Here is a 24,982-nt window from a genome sequence, read left to right as displayed (position 1 = left end):
GGGTCAGATCGTCGCGACGGAGCCGGAGTCGACCCGGTAGTTCGAGCCGTTGACGAAGCTCGCCCGGTCGGAGCACAGGAACGCGACGACGGAGGCGACCTCCTCGGGCTCGCCGCGGCGGCCGAGCTCCATGTAGGGGCGCTCCTCGTCGAGGAAGCTCTCGATGGCCTGGTCGGTGTCGGTGCCGAGCTCCTTGGCGCGCTTCTCCATCATCGCGTCGGTCATCGGCGTCGAGATGAACGCGGGCGACACGCAGTTGACCAGCAGTCCCTCGCTCGCGTACGTCCGCGACAGTCCCTTGGCGAAGGCCAGCACGCCGGCTTTGGCAGCGCAGTAGGGCAGCTCGTCGTCGTAGGGCTGCACGGCGTCCTCGGACGCGAGGTAGACGATGCGACCCCACCCGCCGGAGCGCAGCGCGGGCAGGAACGCCCGGGTGAGGCGGATCGGGGCGAGCAGGTCGGTCGTGAGGGTGTCGACCCAGCCCGCGTCGTCGATCTCGTGGAAGAGTCCCTGCGCGCCCGTGACTCCGGCGGACTGCACGAGGATGTCGATGTCGCCGACCGCCTCGGCCGTCGCGTCACGCAGCGCGAGGATCGACTCGATCGAGTCGAGGTCGGCGGCGATCGCGTGCAGGCGCTTCTTGGGGGCCTTGAGCTTGGCGGCCGCCGCGTCGAGCGACTCCTGGTCGACGTCGGAGAGGACGACCGTCGCGCCCTCCTCGAGCAGGAGACGTGCGGTGTGCCAGCCGATGCCGGAGTCACCGCCGGTGACGAGGGCGGTGCGTCCGGAGATGCCGAGATCCACGATGTGCCTTTCGATGGGGAACCCCTTCGGGGTACCCCTCGGGCGGCGATTCAGTCGGTGTCGGGCTCGTTGTCGAGGGAGATCCAGTCGGACGACTTCTGTGTCGACTTCTTGCCGTCCTTGTCGACCAGCAGGGTGCCGTCGTAGGCCTGGACGGTGTAGGTCGTGGAGCCGTCCTTGGCGATGAACGCGTCGAGCTGGCCGTCGTAGGTGCCCTTGAGGTCGACGGTGTCGCCGCCCTTGGGCTGAGTGACGAAGCGGAAGTCGACGCCCGAGCTGTCGACGCCGCAGATCGACGTCTTCGCGCCCGACGTCGTGGTCTTGTAGAGGATCACGGGGTACGTGCCGCCGCACGCGAGGCTCAGGCCCTTCTTCTCCTGCTCGGGTGCCGTGACGGGCGCGACGCCACAGTCGGGCAGCAGGCTGTCCTGCTCGGCGCCTTCCTCGTTGAAGAGGGTCGTCGGGCCCTCGCACGACGGGCTGGCCGTGGGGGTCGGCGTCGGGGTGGGGCTCGGCGTCGGGCTCTCCGTCGTCTGCTCCGGCGTCGGGCTCGCCGTCGCCGTCGTCTGCGTGACGGCCGAGCGCGGCTCGGCGTCGTCGTCCCCGCCGAGGCGCACCACGGCGACCGCGATGATGCCCGCCACGACCAGCACGATCATGGCGATGGCGACGAACTTGTTCCGCGGAAATGCGGACTGACTCACGGTGGTGCCTCCCGATCGACGTCCTTCGAGCCTAACAACCGCCCTGCCGCGGTCTTAGCATGGAGGCCCGCGACCCGGAGGAGACCGTCATGCCAGTGCTCGGAGTGGGCGGGATCTTCTTCCGCGCGAACGACCCGGACGCCCTCAGCGCCTGGTACCGCGAGCACCTCGGCGTCGGTGCCGGCTGCGTCGCTCCCGACTCCGGACCGCCCGACGAGTGGTCGTGGCAAGTGCAGGGCGGCCCGATCGTGTTCGCGCCGTTCGGTGCCGACACCGACTACTGGCACGAGAGCAAGCAGTTCATGCTCAACCTGCGCGTCAGCGACCTCGACGGCATGCTCGCATCCCTGCGCGCCGCGGGCGTCGACATCATCACCAAGGACGAATGGGACTCCCCCGAGACCGGACGCTTCGCGCGCGTCCACGATCCCGAGGGCAATGCGATCGAGCTGTGGGAGGAGCCGGTGGGGTGAGGGGGTAGTCGTGCGCGACCGAGGTCGCCCCAGCTGCACCCGAGTCATGCGCGGTGCGTCATTCCGCCCAGATTGACACGGTGGGGTCTGCGACCAACGAGGACCATATTTGATTCACTCGGCCATGTTTCGGCGAAGCAGGCGGTCCGGCTAATTCCCGGCTCGCACCACATCGCGGCCGTTGACCAGTTCGACGAAGCCCGCCCCATATGTCATACCCGTGGAGTGGTGGCCACTAATCTGATTCGTAGACGAACCTGAGGGTCGGGTCCTGTGGTCAGGAGCGATGGTGGAGAAGGAATTGCGCGAGTTGCGCGTTTTCATGGGCTCTCCTGGGGACCTGACGGACGAGCGTGACGCGCTCCGTGATCTTGAGCGCCGATTGAATGCGATGTTTCGCGCGAGAGGCGTCCGAGTCTCGATCGAGGGCTGGGAAGAGGTGCAGCCGGACGCGGGCGCTCCCCAGGAATTGATCAACCCCTTAGTCCACGACTGCGACGTGTTCGTCGGTCTATTGAACATGCGCTGGGGCACCCCTACCGACAACGAGTCGTCCGGGTTCTCCGAGGAGTTCAACATCGCTCTGAGACGCCGGACGGAGAACGGGACTGCGCCGGCGATCGGTATGTACTTCCGCGACATCGACCCAGACCGCCTGCGGGATACGGGACCGCAGCTCGAGGCGGTGCTTGCGTTTAAGGAGCGTGTCGAGGCAGAGCGGCTGGTCCTGCATAAGCCATTCAGTAACGCCGATCACCTCACTCTGGAGGTAATGAACTTCCTACTGCCGCACGTGTTGCGGTTGGCCGACGAGGTGTCACCCGGCGCGGCGGATCAGCGTGAAGGCTCATCGGGATCGACGCCTGCGGACGATGGACCCAAGGCTCTGGAGGCGGGCGAGGCCAAGAGCGATGACGACTCGGACGACACGCCCGATGAGTTGGACTCGGCTCAGCGTCAGATCGTGTCCGCGCTGACCTCATTCTCGAGCGCGTTCTCGAATCGCGTCCCGTTTGACCCGAATGCGCGCGATCGAGTGACGTTGGCCGCGTCGGCGTTTGCAAAAGACGTCGGGACTCTCGGGTCGCATCATGTTAATCGGCTATTCAGTAATCGCGACAAACTTGATTTGACGGTCGGCGAAATTGAGATCTGGTACCGAACGTTCTTCCAGAATTACGGCGCGGTTGAGCGTGACTACCGCATCATTCCGATCTGGGGTGTGGCCAAGCCTGACCGGTTGGGCGACCGATTGGTCACCGACTTGGGCGCCTTAACGTCCGACGACGACCAGAATGTCGTGCGAGGAGTCTTGCGGTTCATGACTGAACAACAGGTTCGCCCGGAGTCGTTCTGGCAGTCAAGCTCACCCGGCACGGACGCCGACTCAGACTCCGACGCCGAAGATGCCTTGGTCGAGTCGCAGACGTCGGAGCACATGCCAGCTCGGTGGGGCGTGTTATTCGAGAGGTTCCCAGGTATCGACTCGGCGCTCAACTACATGGTCGCGGTCGCGCGTCCTGAGGACGCAGAACTTCTCACGAGTGTGGCCGAATCGGACACGATCGATGACCGAACCCGGACTCTGATTCGGGTCGCCATCGGTGCGATGACTGGCGACTTGTCATCGGTTGCCGAGATCACACCGTCTAGATACAGCGGCAACGACACAACTGCGGTCCGCGACCTTGTCGTCAACTCAATCCCTCAGTTATCGGCTGAGCAGTGTGATGGCTTGTTGACAGCAAGTCATCGCACGATCGCTCGTGCGGCGGCCCTGCAGATCGTTAGCCGCGAAGACGTTTCACCACAGCAGTTGAAGACGATCTTCGAGCTTGGATCTGCCGACGTTGAGCGAGCCATCGTTGAGCGATCGAGGCGTGACCCCAACTGGAGCGTCTCGCAAATTCAGGAACTAACCGAGCTCGATAGATACGGGTCGGCGGACTTGGTTAGTCGCATCCTGGCAGCGACCCAGCCACGAGAAGCCTTGGAACGCAAGAATCGCGACGAGACGCTCAGCGCAACGACCTGGGTCGCCCTGACGATCCAGGATCCAGAGAGTTACCTCGAATCAGCGCGCAACGTTTTGGACGACACCTCTGACTGGCTAAACGAGCGCAATGCACCGCTGATGGAGAAATACGCGGCGATCGCCCACAGCACAACTGCAACGGCGAGAGGCGCGGCATGTACCGTGCTGTCGCAAGCCGCCGAAGTCACCGAGGCAGATGTTGAGCGTGTCGTCACGGAGCTTCGGCGCGACTCCTACGTGTCCCGCATCTCTGCTCTCCGGGCACTAGTGGCGATGGTTTCGCGGCTGGACGCGGATCCTGACCGTACCGTGCCGAATCTCGGCGACCTCTCAATGCTTGATAGCTTCAGGTTCTCGGACGACACGGGCCTCGTTCTGGACAGCCCGTTGGCGGGAATGGTCGCGCCTGTATGGCGCAGTAGCGAGATCCAAGCACTGCGCGAAGCGAGCGGAGCATGGGAGCTTCGTCAGCCCGAGATGTCAGACACAGACCTAGAGGAGTCTCTGTACCTAGACAGCCAGCACCTCCGGATGGCTGCGCTGGATCAGTTGATGTCGCGTTGGAACGATACGCAACTTGAAGAGTTGTTGAATCGCTACGACGATCAGGACAGGCCGTGGTGGTACAACATCATCGCCGCGTTGGACGACCGACTTTACGGGTTCGGCCGCCAGGCCAGCAATGAAGACGGTGAGTGACGCCTTTGTCGGAGGACTCTTGTGCCGACGTCCTGCTGGGCAGATGACCGCGGTGCGGGCTGGAAGCACATCGCCCGTTTCGTCTCGAGGCCTTCGTCCTCCCACCAGTACACAGGGCAGAGGTCGTAGTCGCCCTGGCCAGGCAAGGTTCGATAGCCGCGGCAGGGACACGGATGCATGGGCACGATTGTGTCCCATGCTGGCGGGCGCGGCTCGTGCGTGGTCGCCGGCGAGCTGCGCAGTCAGGGACCGAACACGATGGTCGAACCGCCTCCCGAAGTGTTGTGCACAGGCTGGTATCGCAGCCAAAAGGGGGTGTCGGTGGTGGCGTTTAGGTTGGATGTATGGCCACCACTGCAGCTGTTGCGATCGACGTCTTGACTGACGTCGCGCGTGAGCGTGCGCGGGGTGAGTTTCGTGAGCTGGCGGTGATGCTGGAGTTCCGTGATCGTGAGCTCGAGCGGATCGAGGCGGAGGCCGAGTCGCCCATGAAGCGGTTCGTCGAGCGTGGCGCGATTGCTCTGGCGATCGGTGAGGCGATGGGTTTCAGCGAGGGGCAGGTGCAGCACCGGTTGTCGTTCGCCGACACCGTCCGCGACCAGTCGCCCACCACGTGGGACGCCTTCGGCCAGGGGCGTGTCGATCTGGCGAGGGTGCGGGAGATCGGGCACACGATCAGCCAGCTCAAGCGGGCCGAGTCCGTGCACCGTCTCGACACCCGCGTCGTCGAGTACGCCGAGACCCACACCGTCGCCGAGCTGCGGGCCTGGCTCAAGCGGTTCGTCCGACGGGTCGAGGCAGACCTGGCCACAGAACGCGCTGAGGACGAGCGGGCCAAGCGGCACGTCTCGGTCCAGCACGGTGACGACTCGATGGGATACCTCAACGCGTACCTGGCGTCGCACGAGCTCGCTGCGATCGCCGACCGGCTCCGCAAGGAAGCCCGTCGTCCCGCCGCTCCTGGTGATGAGCGGACTGTCGCGCAGCGCGAGGCTGATCTGGTGGTCGCGTGGCTCTTGGGATCGGATGCCGCCGAAACCGTGGTCGACGCGAACATCGGCGTGACCATCGACGCGGACGTGCTGGCTGGGGCGAATCCCGGGTTTGCGGAGTCCACCGACGGCACTTGGGGTGTTCCGGCTGCGTGGATCGCAGCGGTGATCGCGTCCGGGTCGACGTTCTGGCACCGAATCGTTGTCGATCCGGTCAGTGACGACGTCCTCGCGCACGAATACGTCGGTCGGTTCGCGCCTGACGTTCTCAACATCGCGCTTCGGTTCCTCTACGGGACGTGTCAGGGGCCCGGGTGCATGGTGCCGGCTGAACGTTGCGACATGGATCATCGAGAACCTTGGCCCGAAGGACCCACCACGGGTGACAATCTCGGGCCACTGTGTCGAAGACACCACACGTACAAGGGACATGGACTCCTGCATTGGAGCACCAGACCTCAGCCGGCGAGCCCGGCAGCCTGATCCACTCTCGTTCCCCTTTCGACAAGCTCAAGGGGCGCAGCGGCTTGCTCACGGGGCGGGGTGGGGTGCGCTTTCGACAAGCTTAAGGGGCGGTAACCAGTTGGCGCTCCGGCTTGGACAGGCGGTCCTTCTGTTCGATCGCGCGGCCCCAGGCTGTGCCGGCGAGGATCAGGGCGATGCCGCACAACCCGGTCACGGCGATGCTGTCGTGGGCGACCGCCACACCGATGACGGCCGCCCACACCGGCTCGGTGCCGAGCAGGAGGCTGACCCGCGACGGTGACGTGCGCCGGACAGCCCAGATCTGCACGAAGAACGCGAACACCGTGCAGACCAGCACGAGGTACAGCAGCAGCATCGCGTCGGTGCCGTCGAACCGACCCACGTAGGACGGCACCGACTCACCGTGCACCAGCGAGGCCACCGAGAACACCACCGCGCACGTCGCCAGCTGCACCGTCGTGAGGTGCAGCGAGTCCATCGGCTTGCCGTCCGTCAGCCGGTGCATCGACGTGACGTGGACGGCGCGGGCGATCGCGGCGATGAGGATCAACCCGTCTCCGAGGTTCGGCGCAGCGAGCGCGCCGTTGCCGGCGAGGAGCGCCACGCCGGCGACCGCGGTCACGGCAGCGACGAAGAAGCGGCCAGGCAGCCGTCGGCCGGTGACGGCCGAGTCGAGCATCGGGGTGAGCACGATCGTGAGGCTGATGATGAGACCCGCATTGGTCGCCGACGTGTGGGCGATCCCGAACGTCTCGAACACGAACACCGCGGCCAGCAGCAGACCCACCGTCACGCCGACCCGCAGCTCGGCGGCCGACACCCGGCTGCGGCGCGCCGCCACGACGGCAGCCATCACGCCCGCGGCCAGCAGCATCCGAACAGCGAGCAGCGCCACGACGGACTCCGGGGTGACGAGCTCCTTGGCGACGAGATACGTCGAGCCCCACGACACCGCCACGAGGAACAGCAGCAGGTCGACGCGGAAGCGGCTCAGGGTGTCGGTCACGGGATCCATCGTTCGGGCATCGTTCACATAAGACAAGACAGAGATTTCATGCCTGATGCATTAGTTTGACCTGATGGAACTCGGACAGCTGCGCGCCCTCAGGGCACTGGGCGAACGCGGCAGCATCGCCGCCGTCGCAGCCGCGATGCACGTCACGCCCTCCTCGGTCTCCCAGCAGATCAGCGCCTTGCAGCGACAGTCGCCCGTGCCCCTGACGTTCAAGGACGGACGACGTACCGCCCTGACCGATGCCGGTCGCGCGCTCGCCGCAGCCGCGATCGACGTCGACGTCGCACTGGAGCGCGCCCGTCAGGCCGTCACGAGCTTCCAGGACGAGCCGTCGGGGCCCGTGTCAGTCGCGGCGTTCCACAGCGCGGGCCTGGCGGTGTTCGGTCCGCTCATCGCTGGCCTGTCCGGGCCCGGGAACCCCCACGTCCACCTGAGCGACTTCGACGTCGCGCAGGAACACTTCCCGGCGCTCACCGCCGACCACGACCTCGTCCTCGCGCACCGGCTCGTCGGCAGCCCGACGTGGCCGGCGACCGTCCGGCCCGAACCTCTGCTGTTCGAGCCCCTCGACATTGCCGTCCGACGCGACCACCCCCTCGCGGCCAAGGCATCGATCGAGCCCGCGGACCTTCGCGAGGCCCGGTGGGTCGCGGTGCACGAGGGATTTCCGCTCGAGCAGGCCGTCACCGTCATCGCCGGCATCGGCGGGGGCGAGGCGGACGTCATCCACCGCATCAACGAGTTCCGCGTCGCCGCGGCCGTCGTCTCGGCGAGCGGCTGCATCGCGCTGATGCCCCGTTACACATCCGACCTGCGCGAGCACCCCGACCTCGTGCTCCGCCCGCTGTCACACCCCGGCCTCGGCCGCCACATCGACTGCCTGGCCCGCCCGGAGACGCTCGAGCGCGCGACCGTCAAGGCCGTCCTCGCGCAGATCAAGACCATCGCGACAGCCCTGACTCAGGCGGTCTGAGTCACTCCCACTCGATGGTTCCCGGGGGCTTGCTCGTGATGTCGAGGACGACGCGGTTGACCTCGTCGACCTCGTTGGTGATGCGGGTCGAGATGCGCTCGAGCACCTCGTACGGCAGGCGGCTCCAGTCGGCCGTCATGGCGTCCTCGCTCGAGACCGGACGCAGCACGATGGGGTGGCCGTAGGTACGGCCGTCACCCTGCACGCCGACCGAGCGGACGTCCGCCAGCAGCACGACCGGGAACTGCCAGATCTCGCCGTCGAGGCCGGCTGCGGTGGTCTCCTCGCGGACGATCGCGTCGGCTTCGCGGAGAATGGTCAGGCGCTCCTCGTCGACCGCACCGACGATGCGGATCGCCAGGCCGGGGCCGGGGAACGGGTGCCGTCCGACGATCGCCTCGGGGATGCCGAGCTGCCGGCCGACGTCGCGCACCTCGTCCTTGAACAGCGTGCGCAGCGGCTCGATCAGGCTGAACTCGAGGTCTTCGGGCAGGCCGCCGACGTTGTGGTGGCTCTTGATGTTGGACGTGCCCGCTCCCCCGCCCGACTCGACGACGTCGGGGTAGAGCGTGCCCTGCACCAGGAACTTGACCGGCGGGCCGGGGGTGGCCAGCACCTCGCGCTCGGCCGCCTCGAACACGCGGATGAACTCACGGCCGATGATCTTGCGCTTCTCCTCGGGGTCGGACACCCCGGCGAGGAAGCCCAGGAACTGCTCCTTGGCGTCCACGACCTTGAGATCGACGCCCGTGGCCTCGACGTAGTCCTTCTCGACCTGCTCGGCCTCGCCCTGACGCAGCAGGCCGTGGTCGACGAACACCGCCGTCAGCTGGTCGCCGATCGCGCGCTGCACGAGCGCCGTCGAGACCGCCGAGTCGACGCCGCCCGACAGCGCCGAGATGACGCGGGCGTCACCGACCTGGGCGCGGATCAGCTCGACCTGCTCCTCGACGATGTTGCTGCTCGTCCACGTCTGGCGGCATCCGGCGATCTCGACGAGGAACGTCTCGAGAACTCGCTGACCGTGCTCGCTGTGCAGCACCTCGGGGTGCCACTGCACTCCGGCGAGGCGGCGATCGGTGTGCTCGAACGCTGCGACGGTGGCGCGCGGCGACCGGGCGTTGACGACGAATCCCTCGGGTGCGGCCACGACCTCGTCGCCGTGCGACATCCACGACGTCAGCGTCTCGGGCAGATCGGCGAGCAGGGTGCCCGGGTCGAGCACGCTGACCGCGGTGCGTCCGTACTCGCGCTGGCCCGTGTGCGCGACCGTGCCGCCGAGGGCCTGCGCCATCGCCATGAAGCCGTAGCAGATGCCGAAGACAGGGGTCTGCGCGTCGAACAGCGCGGCGTCGAGCTGGGGCGCGCCGGTCTCGTAGACCGACGACGGACCACCCGACAGGATGATCGCGGCGGGGTTCTTGGCGAGCATCTCGTCGACCGGCATCGTGTGCGGGACGATCTCGGAGTAGACCCGAGCCTCCCTCACCCGACGGGCGATGAGCTGGGCGTACTGCGCCCCGAAGTCGACGACGAGGACAAGGTCATGATCGGGGGTCACGGGTGCCACCCTATCGGCCCACGCACCCACCGAAAAAATTAGTCCAGGAAGGTCGTAACCCCCTGTGACGACCGTCGTTTTACTCGATGGATCTAACAACACTCCCTCCCGTTAGATCCTGTGCTGCTCCTCGTGGCACAACAGGACCCGACCCGTGGACTCCCTCCCGGTCGGGTCCTGTGCGTTGCGCAAGCCTTCAGGCTCGCGCGGGCCCCGCTTCCCGGCCATAGGCCGAGCGAGCGCCAGCGAGCGAGGCAGTCGTCCAGGCGAAGCCTGGTGGCGGGTGAGGAACGATCCCGCCGGACGGGGAGCGAAGCGACCCGTTACGACACGCCGACGATGGGAAGGCGCAGGGCGGCCGGGGCGTCGTCGGGGACGACGGGGCTCTTCGGTGCGATGGGCTCCATGCGGCGGTACGGCTCGTCGATCGACGGACGCAGGTCGGTCTCGCCCTTGTTGGGCCAGTACGACATCGCGCGCTCGGTCTGGGCCGTGATGGTCAGCGAGGGGTTGACGCCCAGGTTGGCGGTGATGGTCGAGCCATCGGCCACGTGCAGGCCCGGGTGGCCGTAGAGGCGCTGATAGGGGTCGACGACGCCCGTCTCGGGCGAGTCGCCGATCGCGCAGCCACCCATGAAGTGCGCCGTCAGCGGGACGTTGAACGGCTCGCCGATCGTGCCGCCGGGCGTGCCCTTCATCTCGTCGGCCATGAGCTGAACGGCGCGGTGACCGGGCTCGATGAACGACGGGTTGGGCGCACCGTGACCCTGGCGGGACGTCAACCTGCGCCGTCCGGTCAGACCGCGCTTGGTGTAGGTCGTGATCGAGTTGTCGTGCGTCTGCATGACCAGCGCGATGATCGTGCGCTCCGACCAGTGCCGCAGGTCGTAGAGCTTGAACATGTTGCCCTTCTGGGCCCACATCTGCTTGAGCCACACCTTCCAGCGGGCCTTGTCGGTGCTGCCGTCGGTGAGCACGGTCTGCATCAGCGACATCGCGTTGGAGCCCTTGCCGTAGCGGCACGGCTCGATGTGGGTGTGCTCGTCGGGGTGGAACGACGACGTGATCGCGACGCCCTCGCTGTAGTCGACGTCCTTGCCGTCGGCGATCGAGCCCAGCAGCGCCTCGGAGTTGGTGCGGGTCAGCAGGCCGAGACGCTGCGAGACGTTCGGCAGGGTGCCGTGATCGCGCATGCGGTGCAGCAGCTTCTGGGTGCCCATCGTGCTGGCCGAGAAGATGACCTGCTCGGCGGTGATCGTGCGGTGCGGACGGAAGCGCTTGTTGGTGCGCCGTGTCTCGATCTCGTAGCCGCCGCCCTCGCGGGGACGGACGTCGGTCACGGTCGTCATGGCGTGCACCTCGGCACCCGCCGACTCCGCGAGGTAGAGGTAGTTCTTGACCAAGGTGTTCTTGGCATTGTGCCGGCAGCCCGTCATGCACTCGCCGCAGTTGGTGCAGCCCGAGCGCTCCGGGCCGGCCCCGCCGAAGTAGGGATCGGCCTTGCTCTCGCCGGGCTCCGCGCCGAAGAACACACCGACGGGCGTGTGGTGGAACGTGCCGCCCACGCCCATCTTCTCGGCGACCTCGCGCATCACGGTGTCGGCGGGGGTGACGTGCGGGTAGACCGTGACGCCCAGCATCCGCTTGGCTTGGTCGTAGTAGGGCGCGAGCTCGCTGCGCCAGTCGGTGATGTGGCCCCACGCGGGATCCTTGTAGAACGGGTCGAGCGGCTCGTACAGCGTGTTGGCGTAGACCAGCGAACCGCCGCCGACGCCCGCGCCCGACAGGATCAGGACGTCCTTGAGCTTGTCGATGCGCTGGATGCCGTAGCAGCCCAGCTGCGGCATCCACAGGAACTTGCGGAGCCGCCACGAGCTCTTGGCGAAGTCCTTGTCCTCGAAGCGCTTGCCGGCCTCGAGCACGGCCACCTTGTAGCCCTTCTCGGTCAGCCGCAGCGCGGACACGCTGCCACCGAACCCGGAGCCGATGATCAGGACGTCGTAGTCGAATGTCGTGTCAGGCACGGGGTGTCCTCCTCAGGACCTTGAGACCGAGGGTCAGCAGCTTGGCGTACGTCTCGGGACGGATGAAGGCGGGGCCGGCGACGGGCACGAGCCGCTGGACGCCGACCGACTGAGGCTCGGTGTAGCGCAGGATGCCCTCGGCACCCTGTCGACGTCCGAGACCCGACTGGCGCATGCCGCCCATGGGGGCGTCGACACTGCCGAAGGTGGCACCGAAGCCCTCGTTGATGTTGACCGTGCCGGCCTTGATGCGCGCCGCGACGGTGCGTGCGTGCCGCGGCTTGCCCCACACGCTCGCGTTGAGGCCGTAGTCGCCGGCGTTGGCCAGGTCGACGGCCTCCTCGACGGTGTCGTAGGGGTAGAGCGAGACCAGCGGGCCGAAGGTCTCGTCGGCGAAGCACTCGGCCTCGACCGGGACGTCGGTCAGCACGGTGGGCTCGTAGAAGTACGGACCGAGATCAGGACGTGCGGTGCCGCCGGTCAGCACCGTGGCACCCTTGGCGACGGCGTCGGCCACGTGCGACGTGACGGTGTCGAGCTGGCCCTGCGAGATCAGCGACCCGACCTCGGCGTCCCAGTCGAGCGACGCACCGAGCGAGAGCCGCTCGACCCGCGACACGAACGCCGTCGAGAACTCGTGGAGGTGCTCACGCGGCACGTAGATGCGCTCGATCGAGACGCACAGCTGTCCCGCCGACGAGAAGCACGCCTGCACCGCACCGGCGGCGGCCTTGTCGAGGTCGGCACCCGGCAGCACCACCATCGGGTTCTTGCCGCCGAGCTCGAGCGAGGCGCTGATGAGCCGCTCCGAGGCCTGCTGCGCGACGATCTTGCCCGTCGCGGTCGAGCCCGTGAAGCACACGTAGTCGGCACGCTGGATGATCGCGGTGCCCACGACCGAGCCGGCCCCGCTCACGACCTGCCACACGTCGGCGGGGATGCCCGCACGGCGCAGCAGCTCGACGCCGGCGAGGGCCACGAGCGGGGTCTGGCTGTCGGGCTTGAGGACGACGGCGTTGCCGGCGGCGATCGCCGGGAGCCCGTCCGACAGGGCCATCGTGAGGGGGTAGTTCCAGGGCGCGATGATGCCGACGACGCCCTTGGGCACCTGGTTGACCGTCACCGACGTGAGGGTCGGCAGGACGCCGTTGCGGCGACGCGGCTTGAGCTGCTTGGCGAGCCGCCGGGCGTAGAAGCGGGCGGTCAAGGCGACGTGCGCGACCTCGTCGTAGGCGTGCTGACGGCTCTTGCCCGACTCGATCTGGATCAGGTCGAGCAGCTCGTCCTGGTGCTCGAGCACGAGGTCGTGCAGCCGCAGCAGTGCTTTGCGGCGGGCGCGGTACGAGGTCTGTGCCCAGGCGACCTGCGCCGCGCGTGCGGCGGCGAAGGACTCGTCGACGTCGTCGATGCTCGAGACCGGCACCTCGGCGACGAGCTGGCCGTCGAGGGGCGAGTGCGTCGTGCGGGTCTCGCCAGAGGTGGACCGGACCAGCGCCACGAGCCGGGCCAACCGTTCGGGTCCGAGCGATCCGCGGACGACTGCGGGGGCGTCGAGCGTGGTCATTCCTCGAGTATGACACTGGCGATGTCACATGGCTACTGGTGAGTAACGAGAGTGTTCACCGACACGTCAGCACCTCAGGCGAACAGGCCCTCGCCCCAGAAGCCCTTCGCGTCGACGCCCGGCGGGCACGCGAACAGGCCCGAGCTGACGTGGACGAGGTACTCGTTCATCAGATCGTTCTGCAGGCCCGCGAGCGAGCGCTGGATCGGGACGAACTGGGTCGTCGGGTCGCGCTGGTAGGCCAGGAAGAACAGCCCGGCCGAGAGCTGCCCCAGCCCGTTGGAGCCGTCGACGAAGTTGTAGCCGCGGCGCAGCAGCTTGGCACCGTTGTTGAAGTCGGGGTGCGCCAGGCGCACGTGCGACTTCAGGTCGATCAGCGGCTGTCCCGCATCGTCCTTGGCGTCGAAGTCGATCGGCGCGAACTCGTCGCCGCCCGACATCGGACCGCCCGAGCCCTTGGCCCGGCCGATGATGGCCTCCTGGCCGTTGAGCGGCTCGCGGTCCCACGTCTCGATGCGCATGTCGATCTTGCGCGAGACGAGGTAGGAGCCGCCCGTCATCCACGCCGGACCGTCGCCGTCCTGGGCCCAGACGAACGCCTCGACGTCCTTCTCGTCCTCGACCTTGATGTTGGCGGTGCCATCCTTGAACCCGAACAGGTTGCGGGGCGTCACCTGGGCCGTCGACGTCGACGAGGTGCGGCCGAAGCCCATCTGCGAGTAGCGGACCGAGGCTCGGCCGAACGCGATGCGCGCCAGGTTGCGGATCGCGTGCACCGCGATCTGCGGGTCGTTGGCGCAGGCCTGGATCGCGATGTCGCCGCCGCTGATCGCCGGGTCGAGCCGGTCGCCCGAGAAGCCCGGCATCTCGATGAGCCGCTCGGGCAGCTGGCCGTCGAGACCGAAACGCGGGTCGCCCTTGGCGTCGACGAACAGGCTCCGGCCGAACCCGATCGTGATCGTGAGCCCCGAGGGCGGCAGGCCCTGGGCCTCGCCGGTGTCCTCGGGCGGCGAGTACGGCGCACCGGCGACGGCGCCGAAGTCGCCGATGTCGTTGCCCTGGGCCATCTGCCGTGCGGCCTTGGTCCAGTCCTTGAGCAGCGAGACGAGGTCGTCGCGCTCCTCGCTGGTCATGTCGAAGGCAGCGAAGTGCAGTCGGTCCTGGGCAGGCGTGACGATGCCGGCCTGGTGTCGCCCGTCGAAGTCGATGGGCAGCGCGTCCTTGTCGGGCACGACCGGGACGGGCTTGTCGCCGGCTGCGTAGCCCGCGCCCGCGCCGAGCGCGCCGGCTGCGAGCGCGCCGACACCGGCGGCCCCCAGCAGCTTGCGGCGGGAGAGGCCGGCCGGTGGCGCGGCGTCGTGGTCGGTCATGCCGTCATGCCGACTGGGCGACGACTGCGGCGACCTTGCTGATGGGCTCGCTCAGCGCCGCGACAGCATCGGACAGCTGCTTGATCTGCTGATCGGTGAGCTTGTCGTAGAACGTCCAGTCACCGGTGGTCTTGTCCTGGTACTGGTTGAGCTCGGTGTCGACGGCGGCGAACTTGGCGTCGAGGTCCTTGACGAGCGCGGGGTCCTGCTCGACCAGGACGGGACGGAGCGCCGAGATGGCGGCCTGCGAGCCCTCGATGTTGGCCTTGAAGTCCCACAGGTCGGTGTGGCTGAACTCGTCCTCCTCGCCCGTGATCTTGCCCGTCGCGACCTCGTCGAGCAGACCCTTGGAGCCCTGCGCCAGCTCGAGCGCCGTCAGCGGGGCGTCCTGGCCGAGCGCCACGATCTTCTTGACGTTCGACAGCAGCTGGTCGGCGTACGGGTCCATGCCCTCGGTGTTGTTCTCGACCCACAGCTGCTTCTCGATGCGGTGCCAGCCGGTGAAGTCGACGCCCTCGGCCTTGGCGTCGGGCTCGCGGCCGTCGGTGATGGGATCGAGATCGCCGAACTTCTCGGCGACGGGCTCGATGCGCTCCCAGTAGGTGCGCGCGATCGGGAAGAGCTTCTTGGCCTCGTCGACGTTGCCGGCCTTGACCGCGTCGACGAACTCGGTGGTCTTGACGATCAGGGTGTCGGACTGCGACTTGACGTAGCGCTCGTAGCTCGTGGCCGCGGCCGTGAGCTCCTCGGAGTCGGACAGCGGCGCGGCGGCCTCGCCCGTCACGGTGAGCGTCTGGCGGATGCCGTCGCCGATCATGCCGGGCTTGCACGCGCCCTCGTACGTGCCCTTGGGCAGGTCGACGATCAGGTTGCGGGTCAAGCCGGGGCCGACGTTCTCGACCTCGCCCATGATGCGGTCGCCGTCGGCGTAGACGTAGAACTCGGTGACCTTCGAGCCGGCGTTGGTGACCTTGAACGTCGAGGGGCCGGCCTTCAGCTTCGTCCCCGACACGGTGCACTGCGAGTCGGTGGCCTTGACCGTGAGGGCACCGCCGGACGTCTTGGTGTCGGACGGGTCGGAGGCGCACGCGGCGAGGCTCACGGTGGCGAGCGCGGCGATGCCGATCGAGGCGAGAAGCTTGGTCATGGTCGTCCTTTGCGTCGAAGCCGGCCCGGCATGAGGCTAGCCTCACCATGCTAAGGCATGCCTGCGCTCACAGGCACAGCTGTCAGGTGTGACATGTGCCGAGGACCTCGTCGCCCACCGCGATCGTGCCGGTCGTCATCGGGACGATGCGGATGCCGAACCACGTCTTGCCGTCCCAACGGCGATGACGCGCCAGGGTGCGAATCGGCTCCCGGCCACGGACCAGCGTCACGGGATCTATCGTCGTGACGACGCACCGGTCGCAGTGCTCGGCGAAGCGATAGCCAACCTCGCCGATGCGGATGGTCCTCCAGGCGTCCTCCACGAACGCGTCCAAGTCGCCGTCGACCACGACGTTGGGCCGGAAGCGCTGCATCGACATCGCGGACTCGGCCTGCTCCTCGGCGATCCAGCTGTTCAGCTGGTCGAGCGACGCCCTCGTCGTCAGCAGGATCGGGCCGGTGTCGGCCAGCGACAGCGGGTCGTCGCCTGTTCCACCGTGGTCGGGTGAGATGACTCGACGACTCGGGTCGTCCTGCCAGGCCAGACGCACCGGCTGATCGAGGACGCGGCTGAACCAGGTCGCGGCGAGATCGCCCGCGTCGACCATCGACGCCAGCCGTGAGACGTCGACCGCGATCGTCCGTCCACCGATCGGACGTGGGACGGTCAGCGCGTCGTCGCCGGGCCGGGTCAGGGTCAGCGCGCCCGACGCGTCCGGCGTCGCGGTGACCGTCAGGAGGCGATCGTGGGTCGTCGCGTTCAGGCGCCGTCCGTCGACATCGATGACCGCCCATCGACGGTCGTCGCGCAGCCCGGACAGCTCGACGATCGCCTCGTCGACAGTCACGGGAGCCGTCGCCTTGACCGGGTGGACCCGGAGCGCGGTCACCCGCGTCACAAGATCTTCTCGAAGCACAGCGACGCCGGCATGCCGACGTAGGGCTCGTAGACCGGGATGGGCGTGTAGCCGTGCCGCTCGTACGTGCGCACCGCCGCGAGCTGGCGGTCGCCCGTGTGCAGGACGATGCGGGTGGCGCCGACTGCCCGGGCCTCGGCCTCCAGGGCGTCCATGAGGACGTGCGCGGCACCCGTGCCCCGGGCCGCGGGGTCGACGAACATCCGCTTGATCTCGACGTCGTCGCGCAGACGGCGCAGCAGGGCGTGGGCGACGGGCTGGTCGCCCGCGTAGGCCACCAGGGTGACGATGACGCTGCTGGCGTCGACTCCCGTCGGCATCCCGCTCGTGCCGCGGTCGCGTTGCCCGCCGTACACGCCCTGGACCTCGGCGACCATCCGGTCGCGGAGCAGCACCGCGTCCGGATGGTCGAACGGCACGCGCTCGAGCCGCAGCGGGCTCAACCGACGACGACCTCGACCCGCTGGAACTCCTTGAGGTCGGTGTAGCCCGTCGTGGCCATGGCCCGGCGCAGGGCACCGATCAGGTTCATCGTGCCGTCGGGCACCGACGAGGGGCCGAACAGCACCGACTCGAGGTCGCCGACCGTGCCGATGTCGACGCGCTCGCCGCGCGGCAGGTCGGCGTGCCACGCCTCGGCACCCCAGTGGAAGCCGCGGCCCGGGGCCTCGACGGCGCGGGCGAACGGGGAGCCGATCATGACGGCGTCGGCACCGCACGCGATGGCCTTGGCGATGTCGCCGCTGCGGCCGATCGAGCCGTCGGCGATGACGTGCACGTAGCGGCCGCCCGACTCGTCGAGGTAGTCGCGGCGTGCAGCGGCCACGTCGGCCACTGCGGACGCCATCGGCACCGCGATGCCGAGCACCGAACGGGTCGTGTGCGCGGCCCCGCCACCGAAGCCGACGAGAACGCCCGCCGCACCGGTGCGCATGAGGTGGAGCGCCGCCTGGTAGGTGGCGCACCCACCGACGATGACGGGCACGTCGAGCTCGTAGATGAACTCCTTGAGGTTGAGCGGCTCGGTCTGGCCCGAGACGTGCTCGGCCGAGACCGTCGTGCCGCGGATGACGAACAGGTCGACGCCCGCGTCGACGACGGCGTCGGCGAACTCCTTGGTGCGCTGCGGCGACAGCGCGCCGGCGACCGTGACGCCGGCCTCGCGCACCTGCTTGAGGCGCGCCGTGATGAGCTCGGCCTTGATCGGCTCGGAGTAGATCTCCTGCAGGCGCTTGGTGGCCATGGGTCCCTCGACGCCCGCGACCTCGTCGAGGAGCTTCTCGGGGTGCTCGTAGCGCGTCCAGAGGCCCTCGAGGTCGAGCACGCCGAGCCCGCCATGACGGCCGAGCGCGATCGCGGTGTCGGGGCTCATGACGGAGTCCATGGGTGCGGCCAGCACCGGCAGGTCGAAGCGGTAGGCGTCGATCTGCCAGGCGGTCGACACCTCCTCGGGGTCGCGCGTGCGACGGCTCGGGACGATCGCGATGTCGTCGAAGGAGTACGCCCGGCGTCCGCGCTTGGCCGTGCCGATCTCGATGTCTGCCATGCCGTACAGCCTAGTGCGAGCCCCGGACAGCAGGAGACCTACTGCACCCCGCGCTGGATGTCGTCGAGCGACAGGTCGGGCAGCATGCCCGCCGGATCGGTCGATCGGCGCACCAGCACCGGCTGGACGTCGTCGCTCTCGCGGGCCAGCGCGTAGGGCGTGTCGGCGAGCGCGAACCGCAGCGCGCGCGACAGCGAGCTCACCCGCGCGTCCGACGGGCTGAGCTGCGGGGCCGCGGCCTTGAGGGCCATCGCGAGCATCGGCAGGGGGCCGCCCTGGTTGGCCAGCTGGTCGCTGAAGCTGCGCACCCGGTCGTCGGCGAGCACCTTCTCGACGACCTCCTTGTACTCCGACGGCGAGGAGGCAGCACCGGCGTGGACGACCTCGATCTCCTTGGCCAGGTCGTGCCACGAGGTCTTGGTCTTGCGCGGCGTGTCCTGACGCTTGGGCGACTTCTTGGGCTCTGCCTTCTTGTCGGCACGCCTCTCCGCCTTGGGGGCGTCGGACTGCTTCTCGACCTTCTTGTCGGCGCGCGGCTCGACGGGTGCCACGCGTGCCGGCGTGCGCGGCAGCGTCGCCGGGACGGACGACGGATCGCCCGAGAACAGCGGCTGGAGCGCGGCCGCGGGCGGGACCTGCTTGACCTTGAGCGGCACGTACTGGTCGACCTCGCGCTCGAGGACGTTGTTGACGGGGTGATCGGCGAGCGTGGCACCGATGACGTATTTGTCGAGCTCGTGCAGGCGGCGCACCAGCGGCACGAAGTCGCCGTCGGCCGAGACGACCACGAACACCTCGAGCTGGTCGAGGTCGCCCGCGGCGCGCAGGCAGTCGACCACGAGCACGATGTCGGCGGCGTTCTTCTCGGCCTTGCTGACGCTGAAGACCTGCACGGTCTCGACGCCGGCACGCTCGACGTCGCGGCGGTAGTCCTCGAGGCCGAGGGCACCCCAGTCGGCGTAGGCCCGGGCCAGGGCGATGCTGCCGGCCCCGGCCTCGCGGGCCGCCGCTGCCTCGAGCTGCTCGAGGATCTGCTCCATCGAGATGTCGGGGATCTCGAGCTTGCCGTACCCCTTGAAGAGGTTCTCGGCGTCGATGAACACGGCCACGTTGCGATTGGTCACCGGAGCAACGGTAGTCGCGGCGCAGGTGTCACGTCACCTCGGCGGCTCAGCGGCTCGAATAGTTGGGGGCCTCGGCGGTCATCTGGATGTCGTGCGGGTGGCTCTCCTTGAGCGAGGCCGACGTGATGCGCACGAAACGACCCTCGGCCTGCAGCTCGGGGATCGTGCGCGCGCCGACGTAGAACATCGACTGCTGCAGGCCACCGATCAGCTGGTGGGCGACCGCCGACAGGGGCCCGCGGTAGGCCACCTGGCCCTCGACGCCCTCGGGGACGATCTTGTCGTCGCTCGTGACCTCGGCCTGGAAGTAGCGGTCCTTGGAGTACGACTTCTTGCCGCGGCTGCTCATGGCGCCCAGCGACCCCATGCCCCGATAGGCCTTGAACTGCTTGCCGTTGACGAAGATGACCTCGCCCGGCGACTCCTCGACGCCGGCGAGCATCGAGCCGATCATGACGGTCTCGGCCCCCGCGACGAGCGCCTTGGCGATGTCGCCCGACTGCTGCAGCCCGCCGTCGGCGATGACCGGGACGCCCGCTGGCGCGCACGCCAGGGACGCCTCGTACACCGCGGTGATCTGCGGGACGCCGCAGCCCGTGACGACGCGAGTGGTGCAGATCGAGCCGGGGCCGAAGCCCACCTTGACCGCGTCGGCACCTGCGTCGACGAAGGCCTGCGCGCCCGCGCGCGTCGCGACGTTGCCGCCGATGACCTGCACATGACGGGTCGCCGGATCGGTCTTGAGCTTCTGCACGACGTCGAGCAGCATCCGGACGTGACCGTGGGCCGTGTCGGCGACGAGCACGTCGACACCGGCCTCGATCAGCGTCGTGGCCCGCTCCCACGCGTCGCCGAAGTAGCCGATCGCCGCACCGACCATGAGGCGTCCGTCGGCGTCGTAGGACGCATCGGGGAACTGCTCTCCCTTGACGAAGTCCTTGACCGTGATGAGTCCGGCGAGACGACCCGAGCCGTCGACGAGCGGCAGGCGCTCGCGCTTGTGCTTGCGCAGCAGCAGCGTCGCGTCCTCGCGGGAGATGCCGACGTCGCCCGTGATGAGCGGCATGGGCGTCATCATCTCGTCGACCTTGGTCGTCGCCCACTCCGCGAGCGGCGTGAACCGCAGGTCGCGGTTGGTGATGATGCCGAGCAGCCGGTTGTCGGTGTCGACGACCGGGAGACCCGAGACGCGGTACTCGCCGCAGATGCGGTCGAGGTCCTCGAGCGTCGCGTCGGGACCGATCGTCACGGGGTTGGAGATGATGCCCGTCTGGGTGCGCTTGACCAGGTCGACCTGGTAGGCCTGGTCCTCCAGCGACAGGTTGCGGTGCAGCACCCCGAGCCCGCCTTGGCGCGCCATCGCGATCGCCATGCGCGACTCGGTGACGGTGTCCATCGCGGCGCTGACGAGCGGGACCTTCAGCGAGATCTCGCGCGTGAGCCGCGACGTCGTGTCGATCTCGCTGGGGTTGAGGTCGGAGTATCCCGGCAGCAGCAGGACGTCGTCGTAGGTGAGCCCGAGAGAGGCGAACTTGTCTGGGATGCCCGGCTGGTCCATGCCGCCATGCTATCGCCCGGCCGAAGGCCCCTCGGCACCGATGTCACAGTGGACCGGGCACCCATTCGTCCTGTGAGACAGGCGTGCCGGGAGTACGATTCGGGCATGGAACGTAAGCCAGGGCGCCCCCGAGCCCTCACGGTCGACGTCATCGCCGCTGCGGCGCTCGATGACGGGATCGCCACCTTCAGCATGCCCTCGGTCGCGCGGCGCCTCGGCGTCGCCCACTCCGGGCTCTACCGCTACGTCACGGACCGTGACGACCTCCTCGTCCAAGCCCTCGACATGGCCTTCCTCTCGACCACGTGGCCGAGCGGCGACGCGCCGTGGGACGACCTGCTGGTCGCGATCGGCGACTCGGTCTGGCGGGCGTGCGACGCCCACCCGGGTCTCGACCGCGCCTCGCAGATGGCGTCGAACGCCTCCCCCGCACTTCTCGCGAAGATGGACGCCTGGGTCACCGCTCTGCGCGATCAGCACTTCCTCGTCGAGGATGCCGCCGTGGCCGTCGAGTTCGTCATCTCCCTGGCGATCGACTGCTCGGCGCAGATGGCTCGCATGGCGCGGATGGAGCGCGGGACGCTGGACCGCAGCGATCTGCCGGTGCTCAAGGCCTACGACAACGACGAGGTGTGGAGCGGACGCGGCATGTACGACCGCAAGCTCGAGATCGTCATCGCCGGCCTCGCGTCGCGCCGCATCGAGACGGTCTAGCCGACCCGCTCACCGCTACAGGCCCGACTTGCCCGTGGCCCAGTAGGGCTGCGTGCTGATGCGCCGTCGGTCGATCCCGCACGCCTCGCGCAGGAATGCGCGCTGCCGTTGGATCGACTGGCCGTGACCCGCGAGGTAGACCAGCGGGGTGTCGGGCGTCGCGACGACGTCGGGGTGCTCGCGCAGCCAGGCATCGAGGGCGGCACCCGGCTCGGGGCCGGCCGCGACGACGACGGCACCCGGCACCAGCTCACGGGTGACGTCGACGTCGCCGGCGTCGACCTCGAGCACCGTCACGACGTCCCGCGACTCGCGGGCTGCCCTGTCGGCGAACGCCATCGCGAGGCTGATGACGGTGGCGTCGCCCAGCAGCACGACCGGATCGGGGCAGTCGGGCCAGCGGAAGCTGCGCGTCGACGACCACTGGCACACCTTGACGTCGTCGCCGACCGACCAGCCCGCGACGAGCTCCTCGCCCAGCCCGCTGCCGTGCCGGTGGACGATGATCGTCAGCTCTCGCCGCTCGGGGTCGAGCACCGCCGGGGTGTAGTGCCGGAAGTCGGTGCGCGACACCCGGAACGCCGTGACGTCGCACGGATTAGTCGTCGCGTCCGCGAACCGGGGGCTCGAGAGCACGAGCCGCGTGAGATGGGTGCCCAGCGGCTCGTGCCCGACCACCACCGCCGGGATGGACTGTGCGTCCACCCGGTCGGCGATGATCCCCAGCGTGCGGCCCATGGGTCAGACGAACGCGTTGAGATCGTCGGCCAGACGGTTCATCAGGTCGGCGTAGGCCTGGTAGCTCGGCGGGGCGACCGACGACCACGGGACGTACGCCTTGTTCTTGGCGGCCTCGAGCGTGCCGAAGACCTTCTCGTTGTCAAGCTGCTTGAGACCCGCAGCACCGACGCGGTCGTCGTACAGGAAGATGTCGGCCGGGTACTTGTCGGCCTTCTCCCAGCTGAGGCTCTCGAAGTAGCCGCCCTCGTCGGGGTTGTCGGGGATCGTGATCGGCAGGCCCAGCTCGTCGACCCAGTACGACAGGTCGGGGCTCACCTTGGGGTTGGAGACGTAGAACAGGTCGGTGGATCCCGAGCCGGCCAGGATCGTGCGGTCGCCGAGCTTCTGTGCGGTCGCCTTGACCCGCTCGCCCGCCGCGTCGAACGCCTCGTGCGAGGCCTTGACCTTCGCCGAGTCGAGATCGGCACCCAGCGCAGTGGCGGCGCGCTCCGTGCCGTCGAGCAGCTCGGGCAGGGTCTTGCCGTCGAAGTCGACGACCAGGATCGGCGCGAGCTTCTTGATCGCGGTGGCCGAAGCCTCGTTGACGTACCAGAGATCGGGCGCGAGGTACTGGCTCGTGATGACGAGGTCGGGCTTCAGGGCCGCGACCTTCTCGACGTCGACGTCGCCGTACTCGCCGCCGCCCGTGACGTCCTCGACCGAGTCGATGTCGAGGCCCGCGACCTGTGCGGCGTCGCCATCGCCCTTGAGCGGGCCGAACACGCCGACGATCTTGTCGCCGAGGCCGAGGTCGGACAGCGCCGCGGCCATCGACGACTGGACGACCAGGCGGTCGGGCATCTCGTCGAGCTGGATCTTGGTGCCGAGGTCGTCGGTGAACGAGAACGCCTGCTTGTCGGCGGAGGCCCCGTCCGAGTCGGACGAGCCGCAGGCGGCGGGGATCAGCAGGGCGACGGCGGCCACGAGGGCTGCACCGATACGACGGTTCACAGAATTCTTCTCCAGAGGTCAGGTCACTGATACGAAGGTGAGCCTAACCTAGGGTTGCCTACCCTGATACGTGGCCCTCGTCATACGCGAAGGCGACCCGGCGGCGATCGGCGTCGACCTCGGCGAGCGTGACCGTGACCCGCTCACCCTCCGGCAACCCGAGACCCGTGCACCGCGCCACGACCGGCGGCTCGAGGAGCATGACCTCTCCCCCGTCGTCGTCGGCCCTCACCACGATCGCCTCGAACGACTCGCCGACGCGGCCGGCCAGCTCCCACACCTCGGCGAGGTCGACCGCCGCCCTGTCGGCGGCCGAAGCCCGCCGGTCGGACGCGTGCATGATCTCGCCCAGGGTTGGCAGCCCTTCACGCGTCCACGCGGGCACCGGAACGCCGGCGCAGATCGCGAGGCACACCTCGGTGCCGAAGCGGTCGGCCAGCCGGCGCAGCGGTGCGGTCACGTGGGCGTACGGCGCGCCGATGCCGGCGTGGAGGGGCTGCGCGGGCGGCGCCCCGTCGAAGGACTCGTAACCGGCCCCACGCAGCAGGCCGGTCGCCTCGCGCATGAGGGCGATCGCGGCAGGATCGTCGACGTCGAGCCCAGCCAGCACCTCCGCGGGTGTGGCACCGTCCGGGACGGCGATGCCGAGGGTGCGAGCAGTGCGCAGGAAGGCCGCGAGGGCCTGCGGCTCGGCAGGCGGCAGGGTGCGCAGGAGCCCGACACCGGCCTCGAGCATCAGCTGCGCCGCTCCCATCCCGGTCAGCAGCGACACCTCGGTGTTCCACGCGTCGACCTCGGTGCGCCCGTGCATGCGCACGACCCAGTCATCACGTGTCTCGTCGCGCACGACCTCCTGCTCGGGCAAGGCGAGCTCGATGGCACCCAGCGAGACCCGCAACGCCCGTCGCAGTCGGCCGAGATCACCCAGCGCCTCGACGGACGGATGGGGCGATCCGGCGTCGACGGATGCCTGGACGCCCTCGTAGTCGAGCCTGGCCACCGATCGCACCAGCGCGCGGCGCACCGTCGCACGGCCCGCGACTCCTGCGGCGTCGACCTCGATCGTCCAGAGGGCCGCGCGCCGCACCTGGTCGGGCAGGAGGCTCAGTGCGTCCTCCGAGAGCACCGGCGGGTGCAGCGGGACGCGGCCGTCGGGCAGGTAGATCGTCTGCCCGCGACGACGCGCCTCGGCGTCGATCGCGCCTCCCGGCGGGATGACCGAGCCCAGGTCGGCGATCGCGTAGTGCACGCGGAAGCCGTCCCCGACGCGCTCGATGAGCAGCGCCTGGTCGAGGTCGCGCGAGCCCGGCGGGTCGATCGTCACGAACGGGATCGCGGTGGCGTCCTCGATCGCGGGCAGTCCGAGCTCCGCGATCACGACTGCCTCGGCGAGCACATCGGCTCCGAAGCGGTCGGACGCAGCTGCGGGCGGCAGGTCGAGCTCGGCGCGCAGGGCGGAGAAGTCGTGGGGCACGTCGTGACGGTACCCCGGGGCCCAGTACTCGCACTCGGTACGCGAGCCCGCACCAACGAGCGAGACGGA

At 68.7% G+C, this 24,982-nt stretch carries 22 protein-coding genes; 5 read left to right on the top strand and 17 right to left on the bottom strand.

The genetic code is table 11. The annotated features are described in order from the left end of the window. Nucleotides 1-3: 3 nt before the first annotated feature. Nucleotides 4-804, bottom strand: coding sequence for an SDR family NAD(P)-dependent oxidoreductase (locus JOF40_RS09755; protein WP_129185729.1), 801 nt, complete (start codon nucleotides 802-804; stop codon nucleotides 4-6). A 50-nt stretch (nucleotides 805-854) separates the two neighbouring features. Then, nucleotides 855-1,508 (bottom strand): hypothetical protein, encoded by a 654-nt coding sequence (locus tag JOF40_RS09750; protein ID WP_129185728.1) that lies wholly within the window; start codon nucleotides 1,506-1,508, stop codon nucleotides 855-857. Between the two features lie 89 nt (nucleotides 1,509-1,597). Between JOF40_RS09750 and JOF40_RS09745 the strand changes: the two genes are divergently transcribed. Then, nucleotides 1,598-1,981, top strand: a complete 384-nt coding sequence (locus JOF40_RS09745) for a VOC family protein (protein ID WP_129185727.1) — start codon at nucleotides 1,598-1,600, stop codon at nucleotides 1,979-1,981. A gap of 289 nt (nucleotides 1,982-2,270) precedes the next feature. Further along, a complete protein-coding gene (locus JOF40_RS09740) occupies nucleotides 2,271-4,715 on the top strand; it encodes a DUF4062 domain-containing protein (protein ID WP_188111873.1) in 2,445 nt (814 codons plus the stop codon). Here the strand turns inward: JOF40_RS09740 and JOF40_RS20355 are convergent. Further along, entirely contained in the window at nucleotides 4,673-4,894 is a 222-nt protein-coding gene (locus JOF40_RS20355; protein WP_129185725.1) for a CPCC family cysteine-rich protein, read from the bottom strand. The genes JOF40_RS09740 and JOF40_RS20355 overlap by 43 nt on opposite strands. Before the next feature lie 165 nt (nucleotides 4,895-5,059). Between JOF40_RS20355 and JOF40_RS20350 the strand changes: the two genes are divergently transcribed. Continuing rightward, a complete protein-coding gene (locus JOF40_RS20350) occupies nucleotides 5,060-6,190 on the top strand; it encodes an HNH endonuclease signature motif containing protein (protein ID WP_129185724.1) in 1,131 nt (376 codons plus the stop codon). Between the two features lie 82 nt (nucleotides 6,191-6,272). Here JOF40_RS20350 and JOF40_RS09725 read toward each other — a convergent pair whose 3' ends face one another. Continuing rightward, nucleotides 6,273-7,199, bottom strand: coding sequence for a DMT family transporter (locus JOF40_RS09725; RefSeq protein WP_209674486.1), 927 nt, complete (start codon nucleotides 7,197-7,199; stop codon nucleotides 6,273-6,275). A gap of 73 nt (nucleotides 7,200-7,272) precedes the next feature. Here JOF40_RS09725 and JOF40_RS09720 point away from each other — a divergent pair, with 73 nt between their 5' ends. Continuing rightward, the gene (locus JOF40_RS09720; RefSeq protein ID WP_129185722.1) at nucleotides 7,273-8,181 is read left to right on the top strand and encodes a LysR family transcriptional regulator; all 909 of its coding nucleotides are present in this window, start codon (nucleotides 7,273-7,275) and stop codon (nucleotides 8,179-8,181) included. A gap of 1 nt (nucleotide 8,182) precedes the next feature. Here the strand turns inward: JOF40_RS09720 and guaA are convergent, their stop codons facing one another. The 10 genes from guaA to guaB all read right to left on the bottom strand — a co-directional run bounded on the left by guaA (nucleotide 8,183) and on the right by guaB (nucleotide 20,994). Then, a complete protein-coding gene (gene guaA / locus JOF40_RS09715; protein ID WP_129185721.1) occupies nucleotides 8,183-9,742 on the bottom strand; it encodes a glutamine-hydrolyzing GMP synthase in 1,560 nt (519 codons plus the stop codon). A gap of 323 nt (nucleotides 9,743-10,065) precedes the next feature. Continuing rightward, a complete protein-coding gene (locus JOF40_RS09710; RefSeq protein ID WP_129185720.1) occupies nucleotides 10,066-11,766 on the bottom strand; it encodes a GMC oxidoreductase in 1,701 nt (566 codons plus the stop codon). Further along, a complete protein-coding gene (locus JOF40_RS09705) occupies nucleotides 11,759-13,330 on the bottom strand; it encodes a succinic semialdehyde dehydrogenase (protein ID WP_129185719.1) in 1,572 nt (523 codons plus the stop codon). The genes JOF40_RS09710 and JOF40_RS09705 overlap by 8 nt, the downstream gene beginning before the upstream one ends. A gap of 74 nt (nucleotides 13,331-13,404) precedes the next feature. Beyond that, nucleotides 13,405-14,700: an iron uptake transporter deferrochelatase/peroxidase subunit gene (efeB, locus tag JOF40_RS09700; RefSeq protein WP_129185718.1), complete on the bottom strand. Its 1,296-nt coding sequence runs from the start codon at nucleotides 14,698-14,700 to the stop codon at nucleotides 13,405-13,407. A gap of 4 nt (nucleotides 14,701-14,704) precedes the next feature. Next, nucleotides 14,705-15,847 (bottom strand): iron uptake system protein EfeO, encoded by a 1,143-nt coding sequence (gene efeO, locus JOF40_RS09695; protein WP_129185717.1) that lies wholly within the window; start codon nucleotides 15,845-15,847, stop codon nucleotides 14,705-14,707. Nucleotides 15,848-15,929: 82 nt separating this feature from the next. After that, a complete protein-coding gene (locus JOF40_RS20245; RefSeq protein WP_129185716.1) occupies nucleotides 15,930-16,748 on the bottom strand; it encodes an MOSC domain-containing protein in 819 nt (272 codons plus the stop codon). Beyond that, nucleotides 16,745-17,209: a GNAT family N-acetyltransferase gene (locus JOF40_RS09685; protein ID WP_209674484.1), complete on the bottom strand. Its 465-nt coding sequence runs from the start codon at nucleotides 17,207-17,209 to the stop codon at nucleotides 16,745-16,747. The genes JOF40_RS20245 and JOF40_RS09685 overlap by 4 nt, the downstream gene beginning before the upstream one ends. Continuing rightward, nucleotides 17,206-18,312, bottom strand: a complete 1,107-nt coding sequence (locus tag JOF40_RS09680; protein WP_129185715.1) for a GuaB3 family IMP dehydrogenase-related protein — start codon at nucleotides 18,310-18,312, stop codon at nucleotides 17,206-17,208. The genes JOF40_RS09685 and JOF40_RS09680 overlap by 4 nt, the downstream gene beginning before the upstream one ends. Nucleotides 18,313-18,350: 38 nt before the next feature. Next, nucleotides 18,351-19,436, bottom strand: a complete 1,086-nt coding sequence (locus tag JOF40_RS09675; protein WP_129185714.1) for an NYN domain-containing protein — start codon at nucleotides 19,434-19,436, stop codon at nucleotides 18,351-18,353. 46 nt (nucleotides 19,437-19,482) lie between these two features. After that, nucleotides 19,483-20,994 carry an IMP dehydrogenase gene (guaB, locus tag JOF40_RS09670; RefSeq protein WP_129185713.1) on the bottom strand — a complete coding sequence of 504 codons (1,512 nt, stop codon included), beginning with the start codon at nucleotides 20,992-20,994 and terminating at the stop codon, nucleotides 19,483-19,485. Between the two features lie 105 nt (nucleotides 20,995-21,099). On the opposite strand from guaB, the gene JOF40_RS09665 reads away from it, so the two are divergent. Continuing rightward, nucleotides 21,100-21,708, top strand: a complete 609-nt coding sequence (locus JOF40_RS09665) for a TetR/AcrR family transcriptional regulator (RefSeq protein ID WP_129185712.1) — start codon at nucleotides 21,100-21,102, stop codon at nucleotides 21,706-21,708. Between the two features lie 15 nt (nucleotides 21,709-21,723). Here JOF40_RS09665 and JOF40_RS09660 read toward each other — a convergent pair whose 3' ends face one another. Genes JOF40_RS09660 through JOF40_RS09650 form a run of 3 tightly spaced genes read right to left on the bottom strand, consistent with a single transcriptional unit; the run spans nucleotide 21,724 to nucleotide 24,913 of the window. Next, the gene (locus JOF40_RS09660; protein WP_129185711.1) at nucleotides 21,724-22,446 is read right to left on the bottom strand and encodes a siderophore-interacting protein; all 723 of its coding nucleotides are present in this window, start codon (nucleotides 22,444-22,446) and stop codon (nucleotides 21,724-21,726) included. 3 nt (nucleotides 22,447-22,449) lie between these two features. Further along, nucleotides 22,450-23,439 (bottom strand): ABC transporter substrate-binding protein, encoded by a 990-nt coding sequence (locus JOF40_RS09655; RefSeq protein WP_129185710.1) that lies wholly within the window; start codon nucleotides 23,437-23,439, stop codon nucleotides 22,450-22,452. Nucleotides 23,440-23,497: 58 nt separating this feature from the next. Continuing rightward, nucleotides 23,498-24,913, bottom strand: a complete 1,416-nt coding sequence (locus JOF40_RS09650; protein ID WP_129185709.1) for an RNB domain-containing ribonuclease — start codon at nucleotides 24,911-24,913, stop codon at nucleotides 23,498-23,500. Between the last annotated feature and the right edge of the window lie 69 nt (nucleotides 24,914-24,982).

It is taken from the genome of Aeromicrobium fastidiosum, from assembly GCF_017876595.1.
In the GTDB taxonomy this organism is placed as follows: Bacteria; Actinomycetota; Actinomycetes; order Propionibacteriales; family Nocardioidaceae; genus Aeromicrobium; species Aeromicrobium fastidiosum.
The sequence above is the reverse complement of the archived record's forward strand: the minus strand, read 5'-3'. Positions and strand labels throughout refer to the sequence as shown.